Genomic DNA, 20,770 nt, shown 5'->3' on the forward strand with positions numbered 1-20,770 from the left:
GTTGCCCGGAGAAAACGACACCGCCCTCTGTAACTGCGCCTGAAATCTAAGCCACCCGTTCATCCCCCGGATTACGCTCGAAGTAGCGCTTATACTCGCGACTGAACTGCGACGTGCTCTGATAACCCACCCGATGCGCAACCTGCGCCACCCCCAGCCCTTCCGACAGCAACAACTGCTGCGCCTTGAGCAATCGCAAGCGCTTCAAATACTGCACCGGCGACAACAAGGTGCTGCGCTTGAAATGCTCGTGAAAGGTCGACGTACTCATGTTCGCGCAACTGGCCAGCGTCTCGACGTTCAGCGGCTCGGTGAAGTGCGCATGCAAATGACTCAAGGACGCCGCAATCCGGGCAAATTGTCCCTGTTGCTCGACCAACGCCCGTAGCACATCAGCCTGCGGACCGCGTAACGCCACGAACAACAACTCACGCAACCGTGCCTGCCCCATGACCTGACACTCCAGCGGATCGTGCAGGCAGTGCAACAAGCGCTCGACACAGCCACGCATGCCGTCATCGAGTACCGCCGAGGTCATGGATTCGGGGGTTTGCGCAGGCGTATTGCGCCCATGCACCAACCCCATGGCCAACACCAGTTCGCCCAAAAGCGCGCGGTCGATGGCAATCGAAACCCCGAGCAATGGCGCATCAGCCATGGCAAAGGTTTCGCATTCGAACGGCACCGGCAGTGCCTGAATCAGGTAATGCCCGGCACCGTATTCCAGCGTACGCGCGCCCAGATAGGCGACTTTGCTGCCTTGGGCAATGATCATCAGGCTCGGCTCATAGATCTGCGGGCCACGCGCCACATCGCAACTGGCTCTGAGTACGTGCACGCCGGGCAAGCGTGTCGGCACGAAACCATCACGGGTCGCCAACGGCTGAATCAGCCCAACCAGCGCAGCATTGGCATCGAGATGACGGGTTAACAACATGGCAAAAACTTCGCGAAAAAAGGATGAAAGCATCATCGCAGGTCTGAGCGCCAATGCGACCGCTCCACCGAGGATGCCGGAGGAATAGGCATAAGACGCGGAGGAATCGTCATGGCCGGTGAAGCGGGCGGCGCGGAAAATCCCCCACCTCACCCGTCACTGCTTTTGCGAGGTTCACCATGTACACCGCCATCGGTTACGCCGCCCAGTCGGCCACCACTCCCCTCGCCCCGATGACCTTCGAACGTCGCAGCCCGCGTGCCGACGATGTAGCGATCGAGATTCTCTACTGCGGCGTCTGCCACTCCGACATCCACCAGGCCCGCAACGAATGGGGCATTGCTGTTTACCCGCTGATGCCAGGCCACGAAATTGTCGGCAAAGTCACCGCCATTGGCACCAATGTCACCGCCCATAAGGTGGGTGATCTGGTCGGCGTCGGCTGCATGGTCGACTCGTGCCGCCACTGCGAAGCCTGCCATGCCGACCTCGAGCAATATTGCCTCGAAGGTCCGACCCTGACCTACGCGACCCCGGACCGGGTCGACGGCAGCAACACCATGGGCGGTTACTCGGATAGCATCGTGGTCAGCGAGCACTTCGTCGTACGTATCCCCGAGAAACTCGACCCGGCCAGCGCCGCACCGATCCTCTGTGCGGGCATCACCACCTACTCGCCGCTCAAACACTATGGCGTGAAAGCCGGCGACAAAGTCGGGATTCTCGGCATGGGCGGCCTCGGTCACATGGGCATCAAGTTTGCCAAGGCCATGGGTGCTGAAGTGACGCTGTTCACCCGTTCGGCGAGCAAGGCTGAAGAAGGTCGCCGCCAAGGCGCGGACCACGTGATCGTCTCCACCGATGCCGAGCAGATGAAGGCTGCTGCAGGACAGTTCGACTTTTTGCTCGACACCATTCCGGTGCAGCACGATCTCAACCCGTACCTCGATATGCTGCGCTTCGACGGCGTGCACATCCTGGTCGGCCTGATCGAGCCGATTGACCCGCCCGTCCACGCCGCCAAACTGGTACTGGGTCGTCGGGTCCTGGCCGGCTCGTTGATCGGTGGTATCGCAGAAACCCAGGAAGTGCTGGATTTCTGCGCCGAGCACAACATCACCTGCGACATCGAAATGCTCGACATCCGCCAGATCAACGAGGCTTACAGCCGCATGATCGCCGGTGACGTGAAATACCGCTTCGTCATCGACATGGCAACGCTTAAAGCCTGAGTCAGGCCCTGTCGCTTAGCGGAGCAATCCACCGGGCTGTGGGCTCTTCGACCCAAGAGTCCCGCCCGTTTTTTTTCATTTGAGCCTGCCAATCCACCCTGGATCAGAGCCCCTTGTCAGGGACATAGAGCTTTATTGTTTCAGGCTCATCGGCCCCCACTTGATGGGTGTAGCCCAAGGAGTCGGTCACACCCGCCTCCTGACGCCCATCCATGCGCACAATAATGTAGGGAGCGTCCGGTTTCGCCAAGCCGGTTTCCTGGTTAACAACGCGGTACTTGTCTTTATAGGGCGCAAACGAACTCAACAGCCCACTGTAAGGCAAACTGCTGCATACACCGCCATGGACAATGGTCTCACCGCCATACCAAACCCATTCGTTGATACAAACAGGCTCAAACAACAACCAGGAAAACGGACGATCTTCTGGCGGCAGAATCACATAGGCGGGTGAAAGGATCTGTTTATCCACCTCGGCAATGATGCGCGACGTCGGGATATACATGATCGTTGAATAGTACGGCTTGAAAAACCACGCAACACTCACGGTTTTACAGGGAATGTACTCCTGGGATTTCAGCAACGGGAGCAGTACTTCCTTCCTGATTTCACGTTGAGCACGGTGATGATCGCTATCCTCGGTAAATCTGACCGAGGTCCAGAACTCGTAACGACGATCACCCTCAACAAGATGGGCATCCTCCAGAAAACCTTGCATCGACAAGGTCATAGTGTGATTGTTTGAAAAGTTCCTATCACCGTCCAGTGAGCACGTAATCCACGCATTGACACCATCGTTGATACCGTTGGACTTGTAGATGTTCGCCACGTCCCGATCGGACCTGAAACGTAACTCATACTGACCATAGCCTTGGTGTTTGATCGAGGTAAACTCAACCCGCGCATCCGGTACGTGTAACTGCATGCACGACGAACACAAAACAACCATCAACACCCATAGCATCCGTACCATTTTCATTCCCAAGATAACGCTCCATTCCCCAAAAACCTGCTCAACCCACCGCACGTCTGATCAGACGTTAGCGGCTTATAACCTGGCCCCTAGCTCTGCCGACAGCCGAGCCGTGACTCCTTTGATCAAGGGAATAAGCTCGGCCATTTTCTCCAGCGGCATGTACGGAACCGTGCTGGCGATGCTGATGCCCGCGACGATCCGCCGACTGGCGTCGCGAACCGGTGCCGCCACACAGCGGATCGACGGTTCGTTGTCTTCCAGGTCGAAGGCATAACCACCCGCCACATATTCCAGCATGCGCTGCTGAAACTGCTCCCAGGATTGCTCCGGGTGCTGCGGCCAGAACTGACTCTTCCCACCCGCCGGCAAGCTGATCTGATACAACCGCTGCCACTCTTGCTGCGAGTCATCGAGCATCAGCGCCTTGCCGATCCCGGTGCGCGCCAGTGGCATGCGATGACCGACTCGCGAGCGCATTTCCGGGCCATTGCGCCCCGGAATCTTGTGCAAGTACAACACCTCGTCGCCTTCACGGATCGCCAGATGGATGGTGTCGCCGGTCAACGCCGACAACTCGTCCAGATAGGGCCCGGCAAGGGTCACCAGCGGCAGCTCTTCGCGGGCCTGAAAACCCAACTCGATCAACTTGGGCCCGAGCAGGTAACCCACTTGCGGCACCACGCGCAGGTATCGCTCGTCCACCAGGCAACTGGCCAAGCGGTGCGTGGTGCTGCGGGTAGTGCCTATCAGCCGGGCGATTTCCTTGAGATCACGAGCACCGCCAGCCACGGCATGCACCACAGCCAACCCGCGCAGCAACGTTTGCGTGCCGGTTGGCGCGGCATTTTTCGAGAGCTCTTCCTGCATAGTCCAGCCTTACCGTTAAGCGAGTGAACGGGCGGCATTATGGTTGCCCCCGTGCCGTCACTACAACTCGAAGTGCAGCGCGTTCCAGGCTGTGACATACACCCCGGCCCGAATGGCCACTTCCGCAGGCGTGAGGCCCGGCTTGAACAACCCGGAACCCAGGCCAAAGCCTTTGACCCCTGCCTCGACAAACGCCTGCATGTTGTCAGGAGTAATCCCGCCCACTGGCACCAGCATGGTCCCGGCCGGTAATACTGCGAGCCAGGCCTTCACTACCGCCGGTCCCATCTGCTCGGCCGGGAACATCTTCAACACATCCGCGCCTTCTGCGAGTGCTGCGAACGCTTCGGTCGGTGTCGCCACACCCGGCGCCAGATACAAGCCGGCCGCCTTTGCCGCACGCAAGACCTCGGCATCGCTGTGCGGCATGACAATCACCTGTCCACCGGCGGCTTTCACCTGCGCGACCTGCTCCGGAGTCAGCACCGTACCCGCGCCGATCAGGCAATCGGCGGGTAAGGTGCTGCGCAGAATGCGGATGCTTTCATAGGGTTCAGGAGAATTGAGCGGCACTTCGATAACCCGAAAACCGGACTGGTACAGAACCTCGCCGATGGCCGCCGCCTCTTGTGGGCGCAGGCCCCGAAGGATCGCGATCAGTCCGTTTGTTGCCAGTGCTTGCTTGAGCATGTCAGACCTCTAGTCGGGTTGAACGGGAGCGGTTTTACCGATCAGCCCGGCTGCGACCGCCAGTTGCCACAAACCGCGTTCGGTGGCTTGTTCGGCCAAGGTCACATGAGGAAAACCGCAGATAGCGAGCGCACGCTGATAGCGGGTGCAGAGTTGGGCATTGCCGATCAGAACGATCGAAGGAAGCTTTGCGCTGTGGTGGCGATGCACCGTTGCCAGCGCCGCCAGTTCATGGCCGATCAACAGACCAGACAGATAGTCAGGCTGCTGCTCGGCGCTGAGTTCACCGGTCAAGCCGAGACTGCGAGAACTGAACAGCGTCGACAAAGGGCCGATCTCACCATCCGCCGACGACGCCACCTGCACGCCGCGATCAAAGGCTGCGCAGTCGAAGGCTGCGCCGCGCTGTTGCGTGCGCCCGAGAATGCTGTGTTCGCTCAGCACAGCGAACAGTTCGCCAGTCATGAACGTGTCGAAATGAGTGATGCAGCCTTCGACCACTTCGACCCATTTCGAATGGCTGCCCGGCAGGCCGATCAACAGATTGTCCCCCGCCCCCGCAGGCAGGTTTTGCAGCACGCCAAGCACCTGGGTCTCCTCGCCGCGCATCACATTCGGCAGCCGCGAACGCTGGATGACACCGGGCACGATATGCACATCGACGCCGCGCAAGCTGCGGACGGTTTGCAGGGAAGTGCCGAGGTTGGCGACATTCGCCGGAGTATCGCAGTAAGCCGCTTCACGCCAGCCCTGCGCACTGCCGACCATGCCGCAGGCAATCACCGGAAGACCGGGCTGTGCATCGAGCCAATCACCGCAGGCCTCGTCGAATGCCAGTTCAAAACCGTCGGCACACAACTGGCCGGCGATCACCCGCGGCGCTTTCGGCAACTGCATGATCCCTGACGCCAGTGACCGCTGATCGAGGACGCCAGCATTCGGGCCGAGCCTGTACGCACGAAGGGACGTCGTCCCCCAATCGAGCGCGATCAATTGCGCCAGCATCGCTTCACCTGTTTTGTTTTTGGCAGTGAGTGAGCTGGACTATAAACCTTGCGGAAGAAAAATCTCAATATGTAAATTTAATTCCCACATATTGAGATGCAGTAAAAACCATTCTTGATCTTTCGCTCCGAACCCGATGCTTTCTGAGCAAAATTTCACCGCAGCAGATTCACCCATACCAAGCCGATCGGTATCCCCCTCACCTGATCCATTGATGCTCAAATTCGAACCGTTCGTCCTGACGTAGGGACGGTGCGCCCCTTTCACTTGCCAGTCTGACTGAAAGAACCAACACCTTTATTTCTTGTTAATTGCTTTCAATAAGTCTGCCGTAGGAACATGCATAACTGTTGAGAAGTAGGTCTTGTAGCGGGTGGTATGGACTCGAAACACGCAAGAAATATAATCTCGCTTGAGCAACAACGGTTTCAAGGTATCTCCCTCGAGATAGCTCTCTCTGCCCTTACCCTCTTCAGAGTCAGTGAAAATCATATTTGCCCTGTAGCTGGCCTGCTCTTTATCTTTAACCAACTCAACTAATCCAAAGCCTGAGAGCTTAATGTGATGCGCCTGCGCAAAGTCGAGATCATCATCCAGCGAACAAACAAGCCCTTCGCCAATTCGAGACTTAAACAATTCAAGAACAGGTTCACTCGAATGAAAATAAATCTGATAAATACCCGTATTACGAAGTTCCTCGACGCTTAAGTACTCCAGCGTCGCGACAGACCTTCCATGATCAAGCGAGCAAGAAGAGCACGCCAGGATCAAGCCCCACAAGCTCAACTTCCGCACCGAAAAATGGCTCACCGACCAAGCACCCCCAACAGATCAGAGGTAGGTACAGGCATTGGATTCGAAAAATAGGTTTTATATTTAGTCGTATGAACCCTGAAACTGCAAACGATGAACTCCCGTGTTTTCAAGACCTCACCCAACGCTTCACCTGTGAGAAGATTTTCTTCCCCCTCCGACTCTCCAGTCTCTCGAAACATCACTCTTGAGACGTAATGCCCACCAACAGGGTCTTTCACATACTCCACCGCCCCTCTTCCTGAACGCTTGATGTAATGCCCAATGGAAAAATCAACATCATCCTCCAGCGCGCACACCAACCCCTCACCGATTGCAGACTCAAACAGCCCTAAAAGGTCTGTATCCGCTGTAAAGCCAATCTGATAAGCCACGCTGCCAGGAGCATGTTCAACACCCGAATAATTTAACGTCGCTATTGCTCTTCCATGATTAAAAGAACACGAAGCACACAATGAGACGAATATATAAAAAACAAACTTGCGCACCGTTATTTCTCCCTGAAATAGCTCAATATCGACCCTGCGCACCACTAACTCGGCATCCAGACGCGACACTAACGCGCGAATGGCTTTGCTGCCAGCGCAGCTGACGGTGCAAAGAATTTCTACAGACTGCTGAAGGATGACGTCAGTGGAACCAAGGTTTTTCACCAGTCCATACAGACGCATTGACGCCCAAAATCCGCTCATCACCGTTCGCTCGCTGATGCGGCGAAGGCCTCACGGGGGACGGGGAAAAAAACAGTGCCAAAGGCATTGCAGGTGTCGTCCGTGAGCGCGCAAAGGGCGAACAGAATGCCGGACTAAAACGGCCTCCACAACTTATTCGCGAAGACCTTCAAACAGGTCCTCGCGACAAATCATCTGCCCTCGGCAAACTCCCGCAACACCTCCCCATCCATGCGATAACGCACCCACTCTTCCTGCGGCTGGGCGCCGAGGGATTTGTAGAAGTCGATGGCCGGGGTGTTCCATTCCAGCACGCTCCATTCAAAGCGGCCGCAGTCGTTGGCGCAGGCGATTTTTGCGAGGTGGCGCAGCAGTTGTTTGCCGGCGCCGCCACCGCGTTGCTCGGGGGTAATGTAGAGGTCTTCGAGGTACAGGCAGTTGCTGCCGAGCCAGGTCGAGTAGCTGAAGAAAAACACCGCGAAGCCAATCGGCAAGCCGTCGCGCAGACAGATCAGACCATGGGCGGTAGCGCCTTCGCTGAACAGGCTGCGCTCGATGTCGGCGACACTGGCGATGACTTCATGCCGGGCGCGTTCGTAGTCAGCGAGCTCGGTGATGAACGCGAGTATTTGTGGCGCATCACTGGGGGTGGCCGGGCGGATTTCGATCGACATGGACGTGCCTTGTGAACAGTTGAAACCGCCATACTATGTCGGCAATCAGCGCTCGTCACATGTCACTTCAAAACTTAATCTACGGGCGTCGCCACAAAAGGATTGTTATGAGCCTCGTTGCCTTCGCGCCACTGCAAAACCTCGCCTCAACCTTGCTGCCCCATGCGCTGGAGCCGTCCGAGGATGGCGCCCATGATCTGTCGCACTTGCAACGGGTGTGGCGCAACGCTCAGCAGATTCAAACCGAGGAAGGTGGAGACCTTGAGGTACTGCTGGCAGCGGTGTTACTGCACGACTGCGTGGCGGTGGAAAAGAACTCGCCGCTACGTTCTCGAGCATCGCAACTGGCCGCGAAAAAAGCCTCGGCAATCCTCAGCCAGTTGAATTGGCCCAAGCACAAAAGCGCAGCAGTCGCTCACGCCATCGAGGCCCATAGCTTTTCGGCGAGCATCACGCCGACGACCCTGGAAGCGCAAATCCTCCAGGACGCCGACCGCCTCGACTCCCTTGGCATGCTCGGTGTTGCCCGCACGTTTTACATCGCCGGGCGCATGGGCAGCACGCTGTATGATCCGCAGGATCCCACGGCGATATCCCGCGAGTACGACGACAAACGCTTTTGCCTCGACCACTTCCAGACCAAGCTGTTGCACCTCGCCAATGGCTTCCAGACACCAACCGGCAAGCATTTGGCTCAGCTGCGCCATGAACGCCTGAAGCGTTTTATGGACGAATTCATCGAAGAAATCGGCTGACCGTCCAGCACCGCCTGGGGTCATTGCTCCGACCAGAGCAATTTGTACCATCGTGCTTTGTAAACTACGGTTAGCCGCGACAGATCAAGCAGTCAATAGCATCTGTTCCACTTGAATCCGCTATCGACAGGTATAAGCATGAACATGGATGCGTCTACGCAATACCCGATTGTTTTGGTTCACGGCCTTTTCGGTTTCGATACGATTGCCGGTTATCCCTACTTCTTCGATATCAAGGAAGCCCTGGAACACGCTGGCGCTCGGGTGTTTACGGTCAATATTCCAGCCGTCAACGGCAATGAAGAACGCGGTGAAAAACTGCTCGAACAGGTCAACCGCATTTTGCAGGAAACAGGCGCCGCCAAGGTCAATCTGATCGGCCATAGCCAAGGTCCCCTGGCCGCACGCTACGTAGCAGCGCTGCACCCGGAAAAGGTCGCGTCGGTCACCTCTGTCAGCTGCCCCAATCACGGCTCCGAGATTGCCGACCAATTGCATAAGGCGCTGACACCCGGAGAGTTGCCCGAAGCGTTCGTACTGGCCTTGTTCAGCGCAGTCGGCACGTTCATTTCGCTGATCAGTGGCCACCCGCAAAACCCTCAGGACCCTCAAGCAGCATTCGAATCGCTGACCAGCGCAGGGTTGGCTGAATTCAATCGCAAGTACCCGCAAGGGGTGCCGGAAGTCTGGGGCGGTGAAGGCAACGAAATTGAAAACGGCGTGTATTACTACTCCTGGAGCGGGATCCTGCAGAACTTCCAAACCCCGCAAGTACTCGATCCAACCCACATCAACTGCATTGTGCTGTCAAAGTTATTTTATAAAGAGAAACACGCCAATGACGGACTGGTCGGACGATACAGCTCACACCTGGGGAAAGTGATTCGCTCGGATTACCCCATGGACCATTTTGACGCCGTCAATCAAATGGCCGGGATCACCAGCTGGAACGTGAGCCCGGTCAGTCTCTATCTGGAACATGCTGCCAGGCTCAAGAGCAAAGGCTTGTAAGCCCATCGGCCATGGCCCGGTTTAAACACTGGGCCGTTTTCCAGGTTACGGCTCAAGGCCGATAGGGAAAAACTCGCCGCCACTCCAGACACCCAACCAGCGTTGCCCGTCGATTTCGCGGGTCACGGCCAGTTCGACCAGTTGATAAAACACGTTGCGATGGATCAGCGCTTCAAGGTTGGTGCGTACATGCACGTAAGGCGCAGGCTCCTGGGTCACCGGATCGATCACTACCCGCAACGGATGCTCGGCACCCGCCTCGGCCTGCTCATCAACATTGGTGGTGAAGCGCAACAACTGGGCTTCGCCCTCGCCTTCGACCTCCAGCGTCACAGCAATGAAAGGCGCGTCATCAACCTTGATCCCGACCTTCTCGACCGGAGTAATCAGGAAGTAATCATCGCCGTCGCGGCGAATGATGGTGGAGAACAGTTTGACCATCGGCTTGCGCCCGATCGGCGTGCCCAGGTAATACCAGGTGCCGTCGCGGGCGATGCGCATGTCGATATCGCCGCAGAAGTCGGGGTTCCACAAATGGACCGGTGGCAAGCCTTTGGACTTGGGGATTTGCCCCAACAGATCATTAGCTTTTTGCGGACCATTCATGCTGCTCTCCTGGTGAGTTACTGATCGCTCATGCCCAGCAGGCTACGAGCGTATTGCGCAAGCGGCTGAGCGATCAAGTCTTCTGGCTTGTTGTCGTGGAACGTCAGTAAACCGCCACGACTCTTGATTCGTGCAGTATCGATCAAATACTGGGTGCTGGTCTCGATCAGCATGATCTGAATCACTCCACTGTCGATCCCCAGGCGATCCACGGCACCCTGATCGAGCAATTCATCCGAGTTGCCGATACGGTCGTCGGCCTTGGCAAATCGGGTGTAGAGCAGGTAATGCGCGCCAGCTGCACGCGCCTCGCCCATGGCGGTGTCGAGACCTTCGGGGGCGCGGGCACGGCGAACCATCGGGAAATATTCGATGAAGCCGTTGAAGGCTTCTTCAGCGACCACGTTCGGCCGCGGATAGGCACTGCCCGGCGGCGCAAAAGCACCTTGGGCGATGTAGATAAACGAGTCCGGCTGGATGCGCAGATTATTCACGCGATGGCTGTCGCTGTGATCAAGCAGACCAGAGTCGCTCATGTGGTAGCGAACCCCTTCGCCCATGTCGCTGACATTCATGCAGCCGCCAAGCGCCAAAAAGGCCAGCAGCAAAACCAGGCTACGCATCCTATCCTCCAGAGGCCGGTGACGGAAAACCGGCGAATGTCGGCAGGATGCAGCTTCCGCGCCAGTCCTTGAGGACTTGAACATTTCCAGATTGAGAATGAGCACCTGTGGCGAGGGAGCTTGCTCCCGCTCGGCGGCGCAGCCGTCGTAAAACAGGTAAATGCGGTATGCCCGACAGGTCGCGGGGATATGTTTTCAGGGCCGCTTCGCGACCCGGCGGGAGCAAGCTCCCTCGCCACAGAGATTTATCAGCCGCCGATAATCTTCATGATTGTTGCGCCACCAGAGAATGCCACTTCCTGCTTGTCGCCCAGAGCTTTCACCAGCAGACGCTGGAGCGCCGGCAATGCTTGATGACGGGGTTTGTCCAGCAAGTCACCGACATAGTGGCGGTTACTCGACGACAGGCAGCCATGCAGCCAGCCAGTGGAGGACAGCCGCAAGCGTGAGCACGTGCGGCAGAACGGCACGCTTTCATTGGCGATCACGCCGAAATAGCCGCGCCCCGGAATTTCGTAACGCACGGCTGTGGCATCCACCGGCGCGTCGGCCTGCAGGTACTCGTAACGCTCGCCGATCAGGCCCAGCAACTGCTTGAGGCTGACAAACTGCTGCAGGAATGCGTTCGAATCGCTGGCCAGATGGCCCATGCGCATCAGCTCGATGAAGCGCAATTCATAACCGCGCTCCAGGCAATAATCGAGCAACGGCATCACTTGATCGAGGTTCTGCCCGCGCAACGGCACCATGTTGACCTTGATCTTGATGCCCGCTGCGCGAGCCTGGTCCATGCCGTTGAGCACCGTCGCCAGATCGCCACCGCGCGCAATGCTGCGGAATGCATCGGCGTCCAGGGTATCGAGGGAAACGTTGATCCGCCGAATGCCGGCGTCCACCAGCAAGGGCAGTTTCTTCGCCAGCAACTGACCGTTGGTGGTCAGGCTGATGTCGGCAAGGCCCATCTGCCCGACAGCCGTCATGAAGGTTTCCAGCTTCGGGCTCACCAGCGGCTCGCCACCGGTGATGCGCAAGCGCTCGATGCCCGCGGCTTCGATCAGATAGGCAACACCACGCGCCATGGCCTCGGCCGACAGTTCATCCTGCGCAGCCACCAGTCGCTTGCCATTGGGCACGCAATAGGTACAGGCGTAGTTGCAGGCGGAGGTCAGACTGACCCGCAAATTGCGGAACTGCCTGCCTTGTCGGTCAACGATCATGGATCACTCCGGCGAAAGTAGATTCGGAAGCGCTAAAACTTGACTCACAAATCAAGTTTTAGCAATACCTAAGCCTGAGTATATTCCTGGGGCACTGCGCCATACAGAGAAAACATGGCGCAATAAGGCATCTGAATGGTTCAGCTGCTCGGTGTGTCGGTATCGCGCTTGCGCTTGTTGCCCATGCGCACGCCGATGTCCATCAGGAACTGGAAGAAACCTTCCTGATCTTCCAGCACGTTGCTCCAGAACGGCGAGTGATACAGCGCGACAGCGCCGTGCACCAGCGCCCAGGAAGCGCAGTAGTGGAAGTACGGCGGCACGTCTTCAAGCTTGCCTTCGCTGATGCGGCCCTTGATCAACAAGGTCAGGCGTTCGAAGTTGGAGGCGCGAATCTTGTGCAACTCCTCGACCATCTCCGGCACCTGATTGCCCTTGACCACCTTCTCTTCCAGGCGATCGAACAACCGGTAACGTTGCGGATCGCGCATGCGGAATTCGAAATAGGCCCGGGACAGGGCTTCCTTATCCTTATCGACATCGGCAGAGTGCAGCAGCTCGTTCAGGTCACGCTCGTAATCGAGCATCAGGCGCAGATAGATCTCCGCCTTGGACTTGAAGTGCTTGTAGATGGTGCCTTTGCCGATACCCACGGCATCAGCGATCATCTCGACGGTGACACTGTCTTCACCTTGTTCGAGGAACAGCTTGAGCGCGGTGTCGAGAATTTCTTGCTCGCGGCGACGAAACTCACGGACCTTACGAGGTTCTTTATGCATAAGAAAAGGTCTGTAGGGGTCAAAATACGAAGCCGCGTATTATGCCTAACTTGCGCCAAATTGCACGGATCATCCGACCATGACTATGTTTCTTGATGAATTTGTACAGGCTCCAGGCCTGCGTTATTTGAATCATGCAGCCGTTGCACCCTGGCCAAATCGCGCCGCCACGGCGGTGACACGCTTCGCTCAAGAGAACGTTTTACTGGGCGCACGGGACTATTCGGACTGGATGGACCTGGAACAACGCCTGCGTGAACGGCTGATGCGCCTGCTTAATGCACCGTCGACGGATGATGTGGCGCTGGTCAAAAATACTTCTGAAGCATTGTCTTTTGTCGCCTTCGGACTGCCATGGCAAAGCGGCGACCAGATCGTCATCAGCGATGAGGAATTCCCTTCCAATCGCATTGTCTGGGAAGCATTGGCGGCACAGGGCGTGGAAGTGGTGCAGGCCAGTCTCACCGGCGATGACCCGGAAGGCGCCCTGTTGGCAGCCTGCGGACCGCGCACCCGGTTGATGTCGGTGAGCGCGGTGCAATTCGCCAGCGGTCTGCGCCTCGACTTGCAACGCCTGGGTGCCGGCTGCAAACAACAGAACGTGCTGTTTTGCATCGACGCCATCCAGCAGCTGGGCGCCCTGCCCTTCGACGTCCAGAGCTATCAATGCGACTTCGCCATGGCCGACGGCCACAAATGGCTGCTCGGACCAGAAGGCCTGGGGGTGTTTTATGTGCGCAGCGAATTGCGTGAACAGCTGAAACTGCACGAGTTCGGCTGGCACATGCTCGAACATATGGGCGATTACACTCGCACCGGATGGGAACCGGCCAAGAGTGCACGACGCTTTGAATGCGGCAGCCCGAACATGCTCGGGGCGATGGCGCTGGAAGCCAGCCTGTCGTTATTGGAAGAAGTCGGCATGGAGCACGTCGCCGCACTGATCGCCGAGCGCGTGAAATGGCTGCAGGACGGCCTGAGCGCAATTCCCGGCGTCGTACTGCATAGCCCGCTGAATCCAGCCCGGCGCGGGGGGATTCTTTCGTTCAGTATCGATGGCATCGATACTCAGACCGTTTATGAGGCCCTGAAAGCCGAACAGGTGGTCTGTATCCCACGCGGCCCAGGCATTCGCTTTTCACCGCACTTCTACACCGAAAAGCGCGTGATTGACGAAACTGTCGCCATTGTCGCGTCGATCGCCAAGCAGTGAGAACCCAAGCGAAGCGCCTGTATTCCAAATCTGTTTAAGAAACAGCAGGGGCAAACTGGACTCGGCGCAATAGTGATCAATACTTGAACTGTCGGCGTGGCATCTCCCCCAAGTGTTGCGCCGATGAAGGTACCAAAGGACCGCGTACCTTTGTTTTACTCCTAATGGTCTTAACCCGGATTCACCCCCCAGAACCCGGGTTTTTTTTGCCTGCGATTTGAGCCAGCGGCTCAACCTGTCAAATCGACTTGACGTGCGCCATCGGAAACAGCCGCTTGAAGTTCTCCGTAGTCTGCGCGGCAAAGCGTTCGTAGGATTCGCCGCGCAACATGGCCAGAAACTCCGCCACATCCCGCACGTACTGCGGAAGGTTCGGCTTGCCGCGATGAGGGATCGGCGCCAGGTACGGCGAATCGGTTTCCACCAGCAGGCGGTCCGCCGGTACTTGCCGGGCCACATCGCGCAAGGCATCGGCATTGCGGAACGTCACGATCCCCGACAACGAAATATAAAAACCCAGATCCAGCGCAGCCTTGGCCATGTCCCAATCTTCGGTGAAGCAATGCAACACCCCCGCCTGCGGCAATGCTGCCTCACGCAATAACGCCAGCGTATCGGCGCGGGCGCCACGGGTGTGGACAATCACCGGTTTGCCGGTCTGCTGGGCCGCTTGCAGGTGCAAACGGAAGGACTCCTGCTGCAACTCGGCCGCTTCCGGCTCGTAGTGGTAATCCAGACCGGTTTCACCGATTGCCACCACCCGCGGGTGATTGAGTTCCTGCAGCAGCCAGTCCAGCGCCGGCGCGGCGCCCGGCTGAACATCCAGTGGATGCACGCCCACCGAACAATCGACATCGTCGTAACGCTCGGCGAGGGCCTTGACGTCCTTGGCGTTGTCGACACTGACGCCGATACACAGAAAGTGCCCTACCCCGCGCTGACGAGCAGCGGCAAGTGCAGCATCCAGCGAGCCGTCGTGTGCGGCGAGGTCGAGACGGTCAAGGTGACAATGGGAATCTACGAGCATAAAAGACGGCAACTACATCGTATGAGTGGGACGGTCGGACTTCAGGGCTCCGGCCAGGTAGGTTTCGATTCGGCTTCGAGCGGTGTCATCGCCTTCATTGAACTGCACGCCGACACCGGCAGCGCGATTCCCCTGAGCCCCTTTGGGGGTAATCCAGGTCACGGTACCGGCCACCGGAATTTTTTCCGGTTCATCCATCAAGTGCAGCAGCATGAATACCTCGTCGCCCAACTTGTAGCTTTTGTTGGTCGGGATAAACAGACCGCCGTTCTTGATGAACGGCATGTAGGCCGCATAAAGCACGGATTTGTCCTTGATGGTCAGGGACAGGATGCCGTTACGCGGGCCCAGGCTGACAAGTTCATTCATGCTGACCTCCATGGCTGATGATCAGAGTCTAGGCGCAGACGCTCACTTCGGGCCAGGCAAGGACACCCATTGCACCAACAGCGCTTCCAGCAACAATGCCGGATTGAGATTGGCCTTGCTCATCACTTTCTGCCGCTGGGCGAGAATCCAGTCCTGAATATTCAAGACTTTTTCCTGGGCGGTTTTCTGCGCCAGGTACTGAATCACTTTGCGCATGTCCGCCAGGCCGAGCCCGGCTTCGTCCTGAGTCAGCTGATAACGCAGAATCAGGCTCGACCAGTCGCAGAACCAGTCGAACAGCTGCAACATCGGAATGGATTTCCACTCTTCGGCCAGCTGCGTTGGCGACTGTTGCTGCTTGAGCAACTTCTTCACGCCCTCGACGACCAGCGCACGCTGCTCACGCACACCCTGCCCTTGCAGCTTGACCGCCGCCAGCGGCGAACCCGCGGCCAGGGTCAACAGTTCGACACGCTCCTCTTCCGTGCAATCGGGCAAGGCCTTGGCCAGCCATTGCAGGCTCATGGCTTCGCTTGGCAACGGACAGGCCTGTTGCACGCAACGACTCTTGATGGTCGGCAGCAGACGGCTGGTCTGGTGGCTGACCAGCAGCAACACGGTATCGCCCGAGGGTTCTTCGAGGCTTTTCAACAAGGCGTTGGCGGCGTTGATGTTCATCGACTCGGTGGGCTCGATCAGCACGACTTTGCGCCCGCCCATCTGCGCGGTCTGGACCACGAAGCTGACCAGATCACGCACCTGATCGACCTTGATTGCCTTGTCGGCTTCTTCAGGTTCCAGGATGTAGTTATCGGGGTGGCTACCGGCCTTGAGCAGCAGGCAGGATTTGCACTCGCCGCAGGCGCCTTCCGCGGTTGGACGCTGGCAGAGCAAACTGGCCATCAGCCGCTCGGCCAGCGCACGCTTGCCGATCCCGGCCGGGCCATGCAGCAAATAGGCGTGGGCGTGCTGGGCGCGTCCGGCCAGTTGCTGCCAAAGGCTGTCTTGCCACGGATAGGCTTCAGCCACGGGCCCGCTCCAACAGACGCGGCAGCAAGGCATCCAGCGACTGCTGAACCTGTGCCAACGGCTGCGAGGCGTCCACCAGCAGGTAACGCGCCGGATCAGCCTCGGCGCGCTTCAAGAACGCGCTGCGCACCGCCTCGAAAAACACTCGCCCCTCAAGCTCGAACCGGTCCAGCCGACCGCGAGCGCTGGCACGCGCCATGCCGATTTCAATCGGCAAGTCGAACACCAGCGTCAGGTCCGGGCGCAGATCGCCTTGAACGAAGGTTTCCAGGGTCGTGATACGCTCAAGCGACAATCCGCGACCACCGCCCTGATAGGCGTAAGTCGAATCGGTAAAGCGGTCGCACAACACCACCGCGCCTCGCGCCAGCGCCGGACGAATGACCTCGGACAGATGCTGCGCGCGCGCCGCGAACACCAGCAACAGCTCGGTATCGGGATTCATGACCTCATCGACCGGAGCCAGCAGCACGTCGCGGATTCGCTCGGCCAGCGGTGTGCCACCAGGCTCGCGAGTCAACACGACTTCGATACCCTCGGCGCGCAGACGCTCGGCCAGGTATTCACGATTGGTGCTCTTGCCCGCGCCTTCCGGGCCTTCCAGGGTAATAAACAAGCCAGTCACGGGCAGTCCTTAGTCAGAGTCATTGCGGGCTTTGCGGCTCTTCGGCACTCGGTGCCGGAGCGGCAGCTGGAGCCGGTTGCGATGACGGCAGTTGCGGTGTCGCCTCCGGAGCCGTGTCGGGCGACGCTGAAGGAGTCACTGTCTGCGCATCAGGCGCTACGGCCCCGTTGGCCGGCGCCGGGCTGGAACGGTAATCGGCACGCCGTTTGATCTGGAACTCGCGCACAGCACTGTTGTGGGCATCCAGGTCGTCGGAGAAAACATGACTGCCGTCACCGCGCGCCACGAAATATAAACTGGTGCCGGACACCGGATTCAGCGCCGCGTGAATCGCTTCACGACCGACCATGGCAATCGGCGTCGGCGGCAACCCAGCGATCATATAAGTATTGTAGGGCGTCGGTTCTTTCAGGTGGGCGCGGGTCAATTTGCCGTTGTAACGATCACCCAGGCCATAGATCACGGTCGGATCGGTTTGCAGCAACATGCCGATCTGCATGCGCCGCACGAACACTCCGGCAATCTGCCCTCGCTCTTGCGGCACACCGGTTTCCTTCTCGACCAGCGAAGCCATGATCAGCGCCTGATAGGGTTCGGTATAGGGTGCGTCAGGGGAGCGCTTGTTCCACTCTTTTGCGAGGACGTCGTCGAGGCGCTCGTACGCTTTTTCCAGCAACTCGGCATCGGTCATGCCCCGCACAAAACGATAGGTGTCCGGGAAAAACCGGCCCTCCGGAAAGACTCCGGCGTGACCGAGCTTGTCCATCACATCGCTGTCGCTCAGCCCCGCAAGGGTTTGTTGGAGTTTGTCATTTTTTGCCAGCGCCGCACGGACCTGATGGAAGTTCCAGCCCTCGACCAGCGTCAGGCTGTACTGAACCACTTCACCGCGCTGCCAAAGACCGATCAAGCCCTGTGCATTCATCCCCGGGAGCATGCGGTATTCACCGCTGTGCAGCGGCTGCGCAGCAAGGTTCAAGCGCCAGTACAGGCGCAGCCAAAAGGCGTCCTGAAGCACGCCATCGGTTTCGAGGCGATTGAAGGTCCCGGACGGTGTCGCGCCGTTCGGTACATCCAGTAACTCTTCCTGAGTAATCTTGAGTGGCTGCTCCAGCGCCGAGTTGATCTTCCAGGCCGAAGCGCCCAGCAGTAGCCCTGCCAGAACCAGTCCGGTTTCCAGCAGCAGCAAGAATTTACGTCTCACGAATCAAGCATCCAGTAGCGCGCGGGCAATGCCTTGCAGTTTACGGGTGAGCGGCCCAACCGGCCAGCTCAGTGCAACATAAGCGCGTACCGGCCAGATGCCGTACACGCTGTTGCAGACGAAAACTTCATCAGCCTGTTGCAGTTGATCAAGACTGATGTCAGTGACATGCATGACAATCCCCAGCCTTTCGGCCTGGGACAAGAGTTCGGCGCGCATCACTCCGGCGACGCCACAACGACTCAGATCAGCCGTCAACAACGCGCCATCAAGCACCAGGAACAGATTACTGAAAACACCCTCGATCACCCGTCCCTGAAGATCCAGCATCAAGCCTTCGGCGTGCTCGCCGTCCTGCCATTCGGAACGGGCAATGACTTGTTCGAGACGATTGAGGTGCTTGAGGCCGGCCAGTAGCGGCTGCTCGGAAAGTCGGGTAGCGCAGGGAAACAGCCGAATACCTTGCTGCGCGTGCACGGCAGGATAAGCCGCAGGAGGATTGCCTAGAAGAATACGCCGCGGCGACACCGATGGATCGGCTGCGTAACCGCGCTGGCTATCGCCACGGGTCAGCATCAGCTTGAGCACACCTTCGCCAAGGGCGGCGGCGTAGGTCAGCAGCTCGCTGCGAATCAATGCATGATCCGCGTTAATCGCCAAGCGCGAGCAGCCATCGGCCAGACGACTCAAATGTCGATCCAGCAACAATGGCTGCCCACCCTTGACAGCGATGGTCTCGAACAGACCATCGCCATACGCCAGGCCGCGGTCTTTTAGCGACAGTGCGTCAGCCGGCTGACCGTCGACCCAGCTTTCCATCATTCAGCGAACCGACGGAACACCAGCGAGCCATTGGTACCGCCAAAACCGAACGAGTTGGAGAGCACCACATCGATCTTCGTATCACGCGCCGCGTGTGGCACGAAGTCGAGGTCGCAACCTTCATCCGGTTCATCGAGGTTGATGGTCGGTGGCGCCACCTGGCCGTTGATTGCCAGCACACTGAAAATCGCTTCAACCGCGCCCGCCGCACCCAGCAGGTGACCGGTCATGGACTTGGTCGAGCTGACCGCCAGCTTGTAGGCGTGATCGCCAAACACCGACTTGATCGCGCAGACTTCGGCGAGGTCGCCGGCCGAGGTCGACGTACCATGGGCGTTGATGTACTGGACCTGGTCGACGTTCAGCTTGGCGTCACGCAGCGCGTTGACGATGCAACGTGCGGCGCCTGCGCCATCGGCCGGCGGCGAGGTCATGTGATACGCATCGCCGCTCATGCCAAAGCCGATCAGCTCGGCGTAAATGGTCGCACCACGCGCCTTGGCGTGCTCCAGCTCTTCAAGCACCAACGCACCGGCACCGTCGGACAACACGAAGCCATCACGGCCCTTGTCCCATGGACGGCTGGCGCGGGTCGGCTCGTCATTGCGGGTCGACAATGCACGAGCAGCACCAAAGCCACCCATGCCGAGACCGCAAGCGGCCATCTCGGCACCACCGGCAATCATCACGTCGGCTTCGCCGTAGGCAATATTGCGCGCCGCCATACCGATGCAGTGCGTACCGGTGGTACAGGCTGTCGAAATGGCGTAGTTAGGCCCCTGCGTACCCAGATGGATGGACAGGAAACCGGAAATCATATTGATGATCGAGCCCGGCACGAAAAACGGAGAAATCCGCCGTGGCCCCGAATCATGCAGCGTGCGGCTGGTTTCTTCGATATTGGTCAGACCACCAATACCCGAGCCCATGGCCACGCCGATGCGTTCACGATTGGCGTCGGTGACTTCCAGGCCAGCGTTACGCACTGCCTGAAACCCTGCTGCCAGACCGTATTGAATGAACAGGTCGAGTTTGCGAGCTTCCTTGACCGACAGGTATTCCTCGACATTGAAGCCCTTTACCGAGCCGCCAAAATGGGTGGAATAGGCAGAAAGGTCGGTGTGTTCGATCAGACCAATGCCACTGCGGCCAGCCAGAATACCCTGCCAGCTGCTCGGCACATCCGTGCCCAGTGGCGACAACATACCCATACCGGTGACTACGACGCGTCTACGCGACACAGCACTCTCCTTTTTTCAAATGACGACTTTGCATCAGGCCTAAAGGAAAAAACCGCACGCCGTGATGGCAGTGCGGTTTTTCCATGACAGCTAACAACGGCTACAAACTATTACGCCTGATGGCTAGTAACGTAGTCGATGGCAGCTTGTACAGTAGTGATCTTCTCAGCTTCTTCGTCAGGAATTTCGGTCTCGAATTCCTCTTCCAGAGCCATCACCAGCTCAACGGTGTCAAGGGAGTCGGCACCCAGGTCTTCAACGAAGGAAGCAGTGTTCACAACTTCTTCTTCTTTAACGCCCAGTTGCTCAGCAACGATTTTCTTGACGCGCTCTTCGATGGTGCTCATACCTTGTTTTCACTCCTAATGGACAAATTCAGGCAGC

The 20,770-nt window shown here is 58.2% G+C and carries 24 protein-coding genes; 4 read left to right on the forward strand and 20 right to left on the reverse strand.

What is annotated here, in order from left to right; genetic code table 11:
* Nucleotides 1-46 precede the first annotated feature (46 nt).
* On the reverse strand, nucleotides 47-937 hold the full coding sequence (locus AABM55_RS20135) for an AraC family transcriptional regulator (protein ID WP_103317630.1): 891 nt from the start codon (nucleotides 935-937) through the stop codon (nucleotides 47-49).
* Between the two features lie 179 nt (nucleotides 938-1,116).
* On the opposite strand from AABM55_RS20135, the gene AABM55_RS20140 reads away from it, so the two are divergent.
* On the forward strand, nucleotides 1,117-2,169 hold the full coding sequence (locus AABM55_RS20140; protein WP_347927514.1) for an NAD(P)-dependent alcohol dehydrogenase: 1,053 nt from the start codon (nucleotides 1,117-1,119) through the stop codon (nucleotides 2,167-2,169).
* Nucleotides 2,170-2,272: 103 nt separating this feature from the next.
* On the opposite strand, the gene AABM55_RS20145 is transcribed toward AABM55_RS20140, so the two are convergent.
* The 7 genes from AABM55_RS20145 to AABM55_RS20175 all read right to left on the reverse strand — a co-directional run bounded on the left by AABM55_RS20145 (nucleotide 2,273) and on the right by AABM55_RS20175 (nucleotide 7,865).
* On the reverse strand, nucleotides 2,273-3,154 hold the full coding sequence (locus AABM55_RS20145; RefSeq protein WP_347927516.1) for a hypothetical protein: 882 nt from the start codon (nucleotides 3,152-3,154) through the stop codon (nucleotides 2,273-2,275).
* 63 nt (nucleotides 3,155-3,217) lie between these two features.
* Nucleotides 3,218-4,012 (reverse strand): IclR family transcriptional regulator, encoded by a 795-nt coding sequence (locus AABM55_RS20150; protein ID WP_347927518.1) that lies wholly within the window; start codon nucleotides 4,010-4,012, stop codon nucleotides 3,218-3,220.
* Between the two features lie 60 nt (nucleotides 4,013-4,072).
* Nucleotides 4,073-4,702 carry a 2-dehydro-3-deoxy-6-phosphogalactonate aldolase gene (locus AABM55_RS20155; RefSeq protein ID WP_347927520.1) on the reverse strand — a complete coding sequence of 210 codons (630 nt, stop codon included), beginning with the start codon at nucleotides 4,700-4,702 and terminating at the stop codon, nucleotides 4,073-4,075.
* A 9-nt stretch (nucleotides 4,703-4,711) separates the two neighbouring features.
* Nucleotides 4,712-5,707 carry a 2-dehydro-3-deoxygalactonokinase gene (locus AABM55_RS20160; RefSeq protein WP_347927522.1) on the reverse strand — a complete coding sequence of 332 codons (996 nt, stop codon included), beginning with the start codon at nucleotides 5,705-5,707 and terminating at the stop codon, nucleotides 4,712-4,714.
* Between the two features lie 297 nt (nucleotides 5,708-6,004).
* Nucleotides 6,005-6,517: a hypothetical protein gene (locus AABM55_RS20165; RefSeq protein WP_347927523.1), complete on the reverse strand. Its 513-nt coding sequence runs from the start codon at nucleotides 6,515-6,517 to the stop codon at nucleotides 6,005-6,007.
* Nucleotides 6,514-7,212, reverse strand: a complete 699-nt coding sequence (locus tag AABM55_RS20170) for a hypothetical protein (protein WP_347927525.1) — start codon at nucleotides 7,210-7,212, stop codon at nucleotides 6,514-6,516. Before AABM55_RS20170 ends, AABM55_RS20165 begins: the two co-directional genes overlap by 4 nt.
* Before the next feature lie 170 nt (nucleotides 7,213-7,382).
* On the reverse strand, nucleotides 7,383-7,865 hold the full coding sequence (locus AABM55_RS20175) for a GNAT family N-acetyltransferase (protein WP_347927527.1): 483 nt from the start codon (nucleotides 7,863-7,865) through the stop codon (nucleotides 7,383-7,385).
* 107 nt (nucleotides 7,866-7,972) lie between these two features.
* On the opposite strand from AABM55_RS20175, the gene AABM55_RS20180 reads away from it, so the two are divergent.
* Nucleotides 7,973-8,620 carry an HD domain-containing protein gene (locus AABM55_RS20180; protein ID WP_347927529.1) on the forward strand — a complete coding sequence of 216 codons (648 nt, stop codon included), beginning with the start codon at nucleotides 7,973-7,975 and terminating at the stop codon, nucleotides 8,618-8,620.
* Nucleotides 8,621-8,758: 138 nt separating this feature from the next.
* Nucleotides 8,759-9,631 (forward strand): triacylglycerol lipase, encoded by an 873-nt coding sequence (locus tag AABM55_RS20185; RefSeq protein ID WP_347927531.1) that lies wholly within the window; start codon nucleotides 8,759-8,761, stop codon nucleotides 9,629-9,631.
* Between the two features lie 45 nt (nucleotides 9,632-9,676).
* Here the strand turns inward: AABM55_RS20185 and AABM55_RS20190 are convergent, their stop codons facing one another.
* From AABM55_RS20190 to AABM55_RS20205, 4 genes are all read right to left on the reverse strand, one after another.
* The gene (locus AABM55_RS20190; protein WP_054593335.1) at nucleotides 9,677-10,237 is read right to left on the reverse strand and encodes a DUF1285 domain-containing protein; all 561 of its coding nucleotides are present in this window, start codon (nucleotides 10,235-10,237) and stop codon (nucleotides 9,677-9,679) included.
* 17 nt (nucleotides 10,238-10,254) lie between these two features.
* Nucleotides 10,255-10,860: a DUF4823 domain-containing protein gene (locus AABM55_RS20195; protein ID WP_103317646.1), complete on the reverse strand. Its 606-nt coding sequence runs from the start codon at nucleotides 10,858-10,860 to the stop codon at nucleotides 10,255-10,257.
* 248 nt (nucleotides 10,861-11,108) lie between these two features.
* Nucleotides 11,109-12,077, reverse strand: a complete 969-nt coding sequence (locus AABM55_RS20200) for a radical SAM protein (protein WP_347927533.1) — start codon at nucleotides 12,075-12,077, stop codon at nucleotides 11,109-11,111.
* 140 nt (nucleotides 12,078-12,217) lie between these two features.
* Nucleotides 12,218-12,856: a TetR/AcrR family transcriptional regulator gene (locus tag AABM55_RS20205; RefSeq protein WP_019689364.1), complete on the reverse strand. Its 639-nt coding sequence runs from the start codon at nucleotides 12,854-12,856 to the stop codon at nucleotides 12,218-12,220.
* 79 nt (nucleotides 12,857-12,935) lie between these two features.
* On the opposite strand from AABM55_RS20205, the gene AABM55_RS20210 reads away from it, so the two are divergent.
* A complete protein-coding gene (locus AABM55_RS20210; protein ID WP_347927535.1) occupies nucleotides 12,936-14,069 on the forward strand; it encodes an aminotransferase class V-fold PLP-dependent enzyme in 1,134 nt (377 codons plus the stop codon).
* A gap of 238 nt (nucleotides 14,070-14,307) precedes the next feature.
* On the opposite strand, the gene AABM55_RS20215 is transcribed toward AABM55_RS20210, so the two are convergent.
* The 8 genes from AABM55_RS20215 to acpP form a co-directional block, all read right to left on the reverse strand.
* Entirely contained in the window at nucleotides 14,308-15,096 is a 789-nt protein-coding gene (locus AABM55_RS20215) for a TatD family hydrolase (protein ID WP_347927537.1), read from the reverse strand.
* Between the two features lie 12 nt (nucleotides 15,097-15,108).
* Nucleotides 15,109-15,465, reverse strand: coding sequence for a PilZ domain-containing protein (locus AABM55_RS20220; RefSeq protein WP_347927539.1), 357 nt, complete (start codon nucleotides 15,463-15,465; stop codon nucleotides 15,109-15,111).
* Nucleotides 15,466-15,507: 42 nt separating this feature from the next.
* Nucleotides 15,508-16,494 (reverse strand): DNA polymerase III subunit delta', encoded by a 987-nt coding sequence (locus AABM55_RS20225; RefSeq protein ID WP_054593341.1) that lies wholly within the window; start codon nucleotides 16,492-16,494, stop codon nucleotides 15,508-15,510.
* Entirely contained in the window at nucleotides 16,487-17,119 is a 633-nt protein-coding gene (tmk, locus tag AABM55_RS20230; protein WP_347927541.1) for a dTMP kinase, read from the reverse strand. Before tmk ends, AABM55_RS20225 begins: the two co-directional genes overlap by 8 nt.
* Nucleotides 17,120-17,138: 19 nt before the next feature.
* Complete coding sequence (gene mltG / locus AABM55_RS20235; RefSeq protein WP_347927543.1) at nucleotides 17,139-18,323, reverse strand: endolytic transglycosylase MltG; 1,185 nt, start codon at nucleotides 18,321-18,323, stop codon at nucleotides 17,139-17,141.
* Nucleotides 18,324-18,326: 3 nt separating this feature from the next.
* Nucleotides 18,327-19,142, reverse strand: coding sequence for an aminodeoxychorismate lyase (gene pabC / locus AABM55_RS20240; RefSeq protein WP_347930069.1), 816 nt, complete (start codon nucleotides 19,140-19,142; stop codon nucleotides 18,327-18,329).
* Nucleotides 19,142-20,386 carry a beta-ketoacyl-ACP synthase II gene (gene fabF / locus AABM55_RS20245; protein ID WP_054593345.1) on the reverse strand — a complete coding sequence of 415 codons (1,245 nt, stop codon included), beginning with the start codon at nucleotides 20,384-20,386 and terminating at the stop codon, nucleotides 19,142-19,144. Before fabF ends, pabC begins: the two co-directional genes overlap by 1 nt.
* A gap of 110 nt (nucleotides 20,387-20,496) precedes the next feature.
* The gene (acpP, locus tag AABM55_RS20250; RefSeq protein WP_003175607.1) at nucleotides 20,497-20,733 is read right to left on the reverse strand and encodes an acyl carrier protein; all 237 of its coding nucleotides are present in this window, start codon (nucleotides 20,731-20,733) and stop codon (nucleotides 20,497-20,499) included.
* Between the last annotated feature and the right edge of the window lie 37 nt (nucleotides 20,734-20,770).

It is taken from the genome of Pseudomonas helvetica, from assembly GCF_039908645.1.
GTDB classification, from domain to species: domain Bacteria; phylum Pseudomonadota; class Gammaproteobacteria; order Pseudomonadales; family Pseudomonadaceae; genus Aquipseudomonas; species Aquipseudomonas helvetica.

What these genes read in the sequence shown, in the direction of transcription:
- AABM55_RS20150 (WP_347927518.1), bottom strand. Translation starts at nt 4,012, where the DNA reads ATGCAGGAAGAGCTCTCGAAAAATGCCGCGCCAACCGGCACGCAAACG.
- AABM55_RS20135 (WP_103317630.1), bottom strand. Translation starts at nt 937, where the DNA reads ATGTTGTTAACCCGTCATCTCGATGCCAATGCTGCGCTGGTTGGGCTG.
- AABM55_RS20140 (WP_347927514.1), top strand. Translation starts at nt 1,117, where the DNA reads ATGTACACCGCCATCGGTTACGCCGCCCAGTCGGCCACCACTCCCCTC.
- AABM55_RS20185 (WP_347927531.1), top strand. Translation starts at nt 8,759, where the DNA reads ATGAACATGGATGCGTCTACGCAATACCCGATTGTTTTGGTTCACGGC.
- AABM55_RS20160 (WP_347927522.1), bottom strand. Translation starts at nt 5,707, where the DNA reads ATGCTGGCGCAATTGATCGCGCTCGATTGGGGGACGACGTCCCTTCGT.
- AABM55_RS20200 (WP_347927533.1), bottom strand. Translation starts at nt 12,077, where the DNA reads ATGATCGTTGACCGACAAGGCAGGCAGTTCCGCAATTTGCGGGTCAGT.
- AABM55_RS20205 (WP_019689364.1), bottom strand. Translation starts at nt 12,856, where the DNA reads ATGCATAAAGAACCTCGTAAGGTCCGTGAGTTTCGTCGCCGCGAGCAA.
- AABM55_RS20220 (WP_347927539.1), bottom strand. Translation starts at nt 15,465, where the DNA reads ATGAATGAACTTGTCAGCCTGGGCCCGCGTAACGGCATCCTGTCCCTG.
- AABM55_RS20180 (WP_347927529.1), top strand. Translation starts at nt 7,973, where the DNA reads ATGAGCCTCGTTGCCTTCGCGCCACTGCAAAACCTCGCCTCAACCTTG.
- AABM55_RS20170 (WP_347927525.1), bottom strand. Translation starts at nt 7,212, where the DNA reads ATGAGCGGATTTTGGGCGTCAATGCGTCTGTATGGACTGGTGAAAAAC.
- pabC (WP_347930069.1), bottom strand. Translation starts at nt 19,142, where the DNA reads ATGGAAAGCTGGGTCGACGGTCAGCCGGCTGACGCACTGTCGCTAAAA.
- acpP (WP_003175607.1), bottom strand. Translation starts at nt 20,733, where the DNA reads ATGAGCACCATCGAAGAGCGCGTCAAGAAAATCGTTGCTGAGCAACTG.
- AABM55_RS20190 (WP_054593335.1), bottom strand. Translation starts at nt 10,237, where the DNA reads ATGAATGGTCCGCAAAAAGCTAATGATCTGTTGGGGCAAATCCCCAAG.
- AABM55_RS20215 (WP_347927537.1), bottom strand. Translation starts at nt 15,096, where the DNA reads ATGCTCGTAGATTCCCATTGTCACCTTGACCGTCTCGACCTCGCCGCA.
- AABM55_RS20195 (WP_103317646.1), bottom strand. Translation starts at nt 10,860, where the DNA reads ATGCGTAGCCTGGTTTTGCTGCTGGCCTTTTTGGCGCTTGGCGGCTGC.
- AABM55_RS20210 (WP_347927535.1), top strand. Translation starts at nt 12,936, where the DNA reads ATGACTATGTTTCTTGATGAATTTGTACAGGCTCCAGGCCTGCGTTAT.
- AABM55_RS20175 (WP_347927527.1), bottom strand. Translation starts at nt 7,865, where the DNA reads ATGTCGATCGAAATCCGCCCGGCCACCCCCAGTGATGCGCCACAAATA.
- AABM55_RS20155 (WP_347927520.1), bottom strand. Translation starts at nt 4,702, where the DNA reads ATGCTCAAGCAAGCACTGGCAACAAACGGACTGATCGCGATCCTTCGG.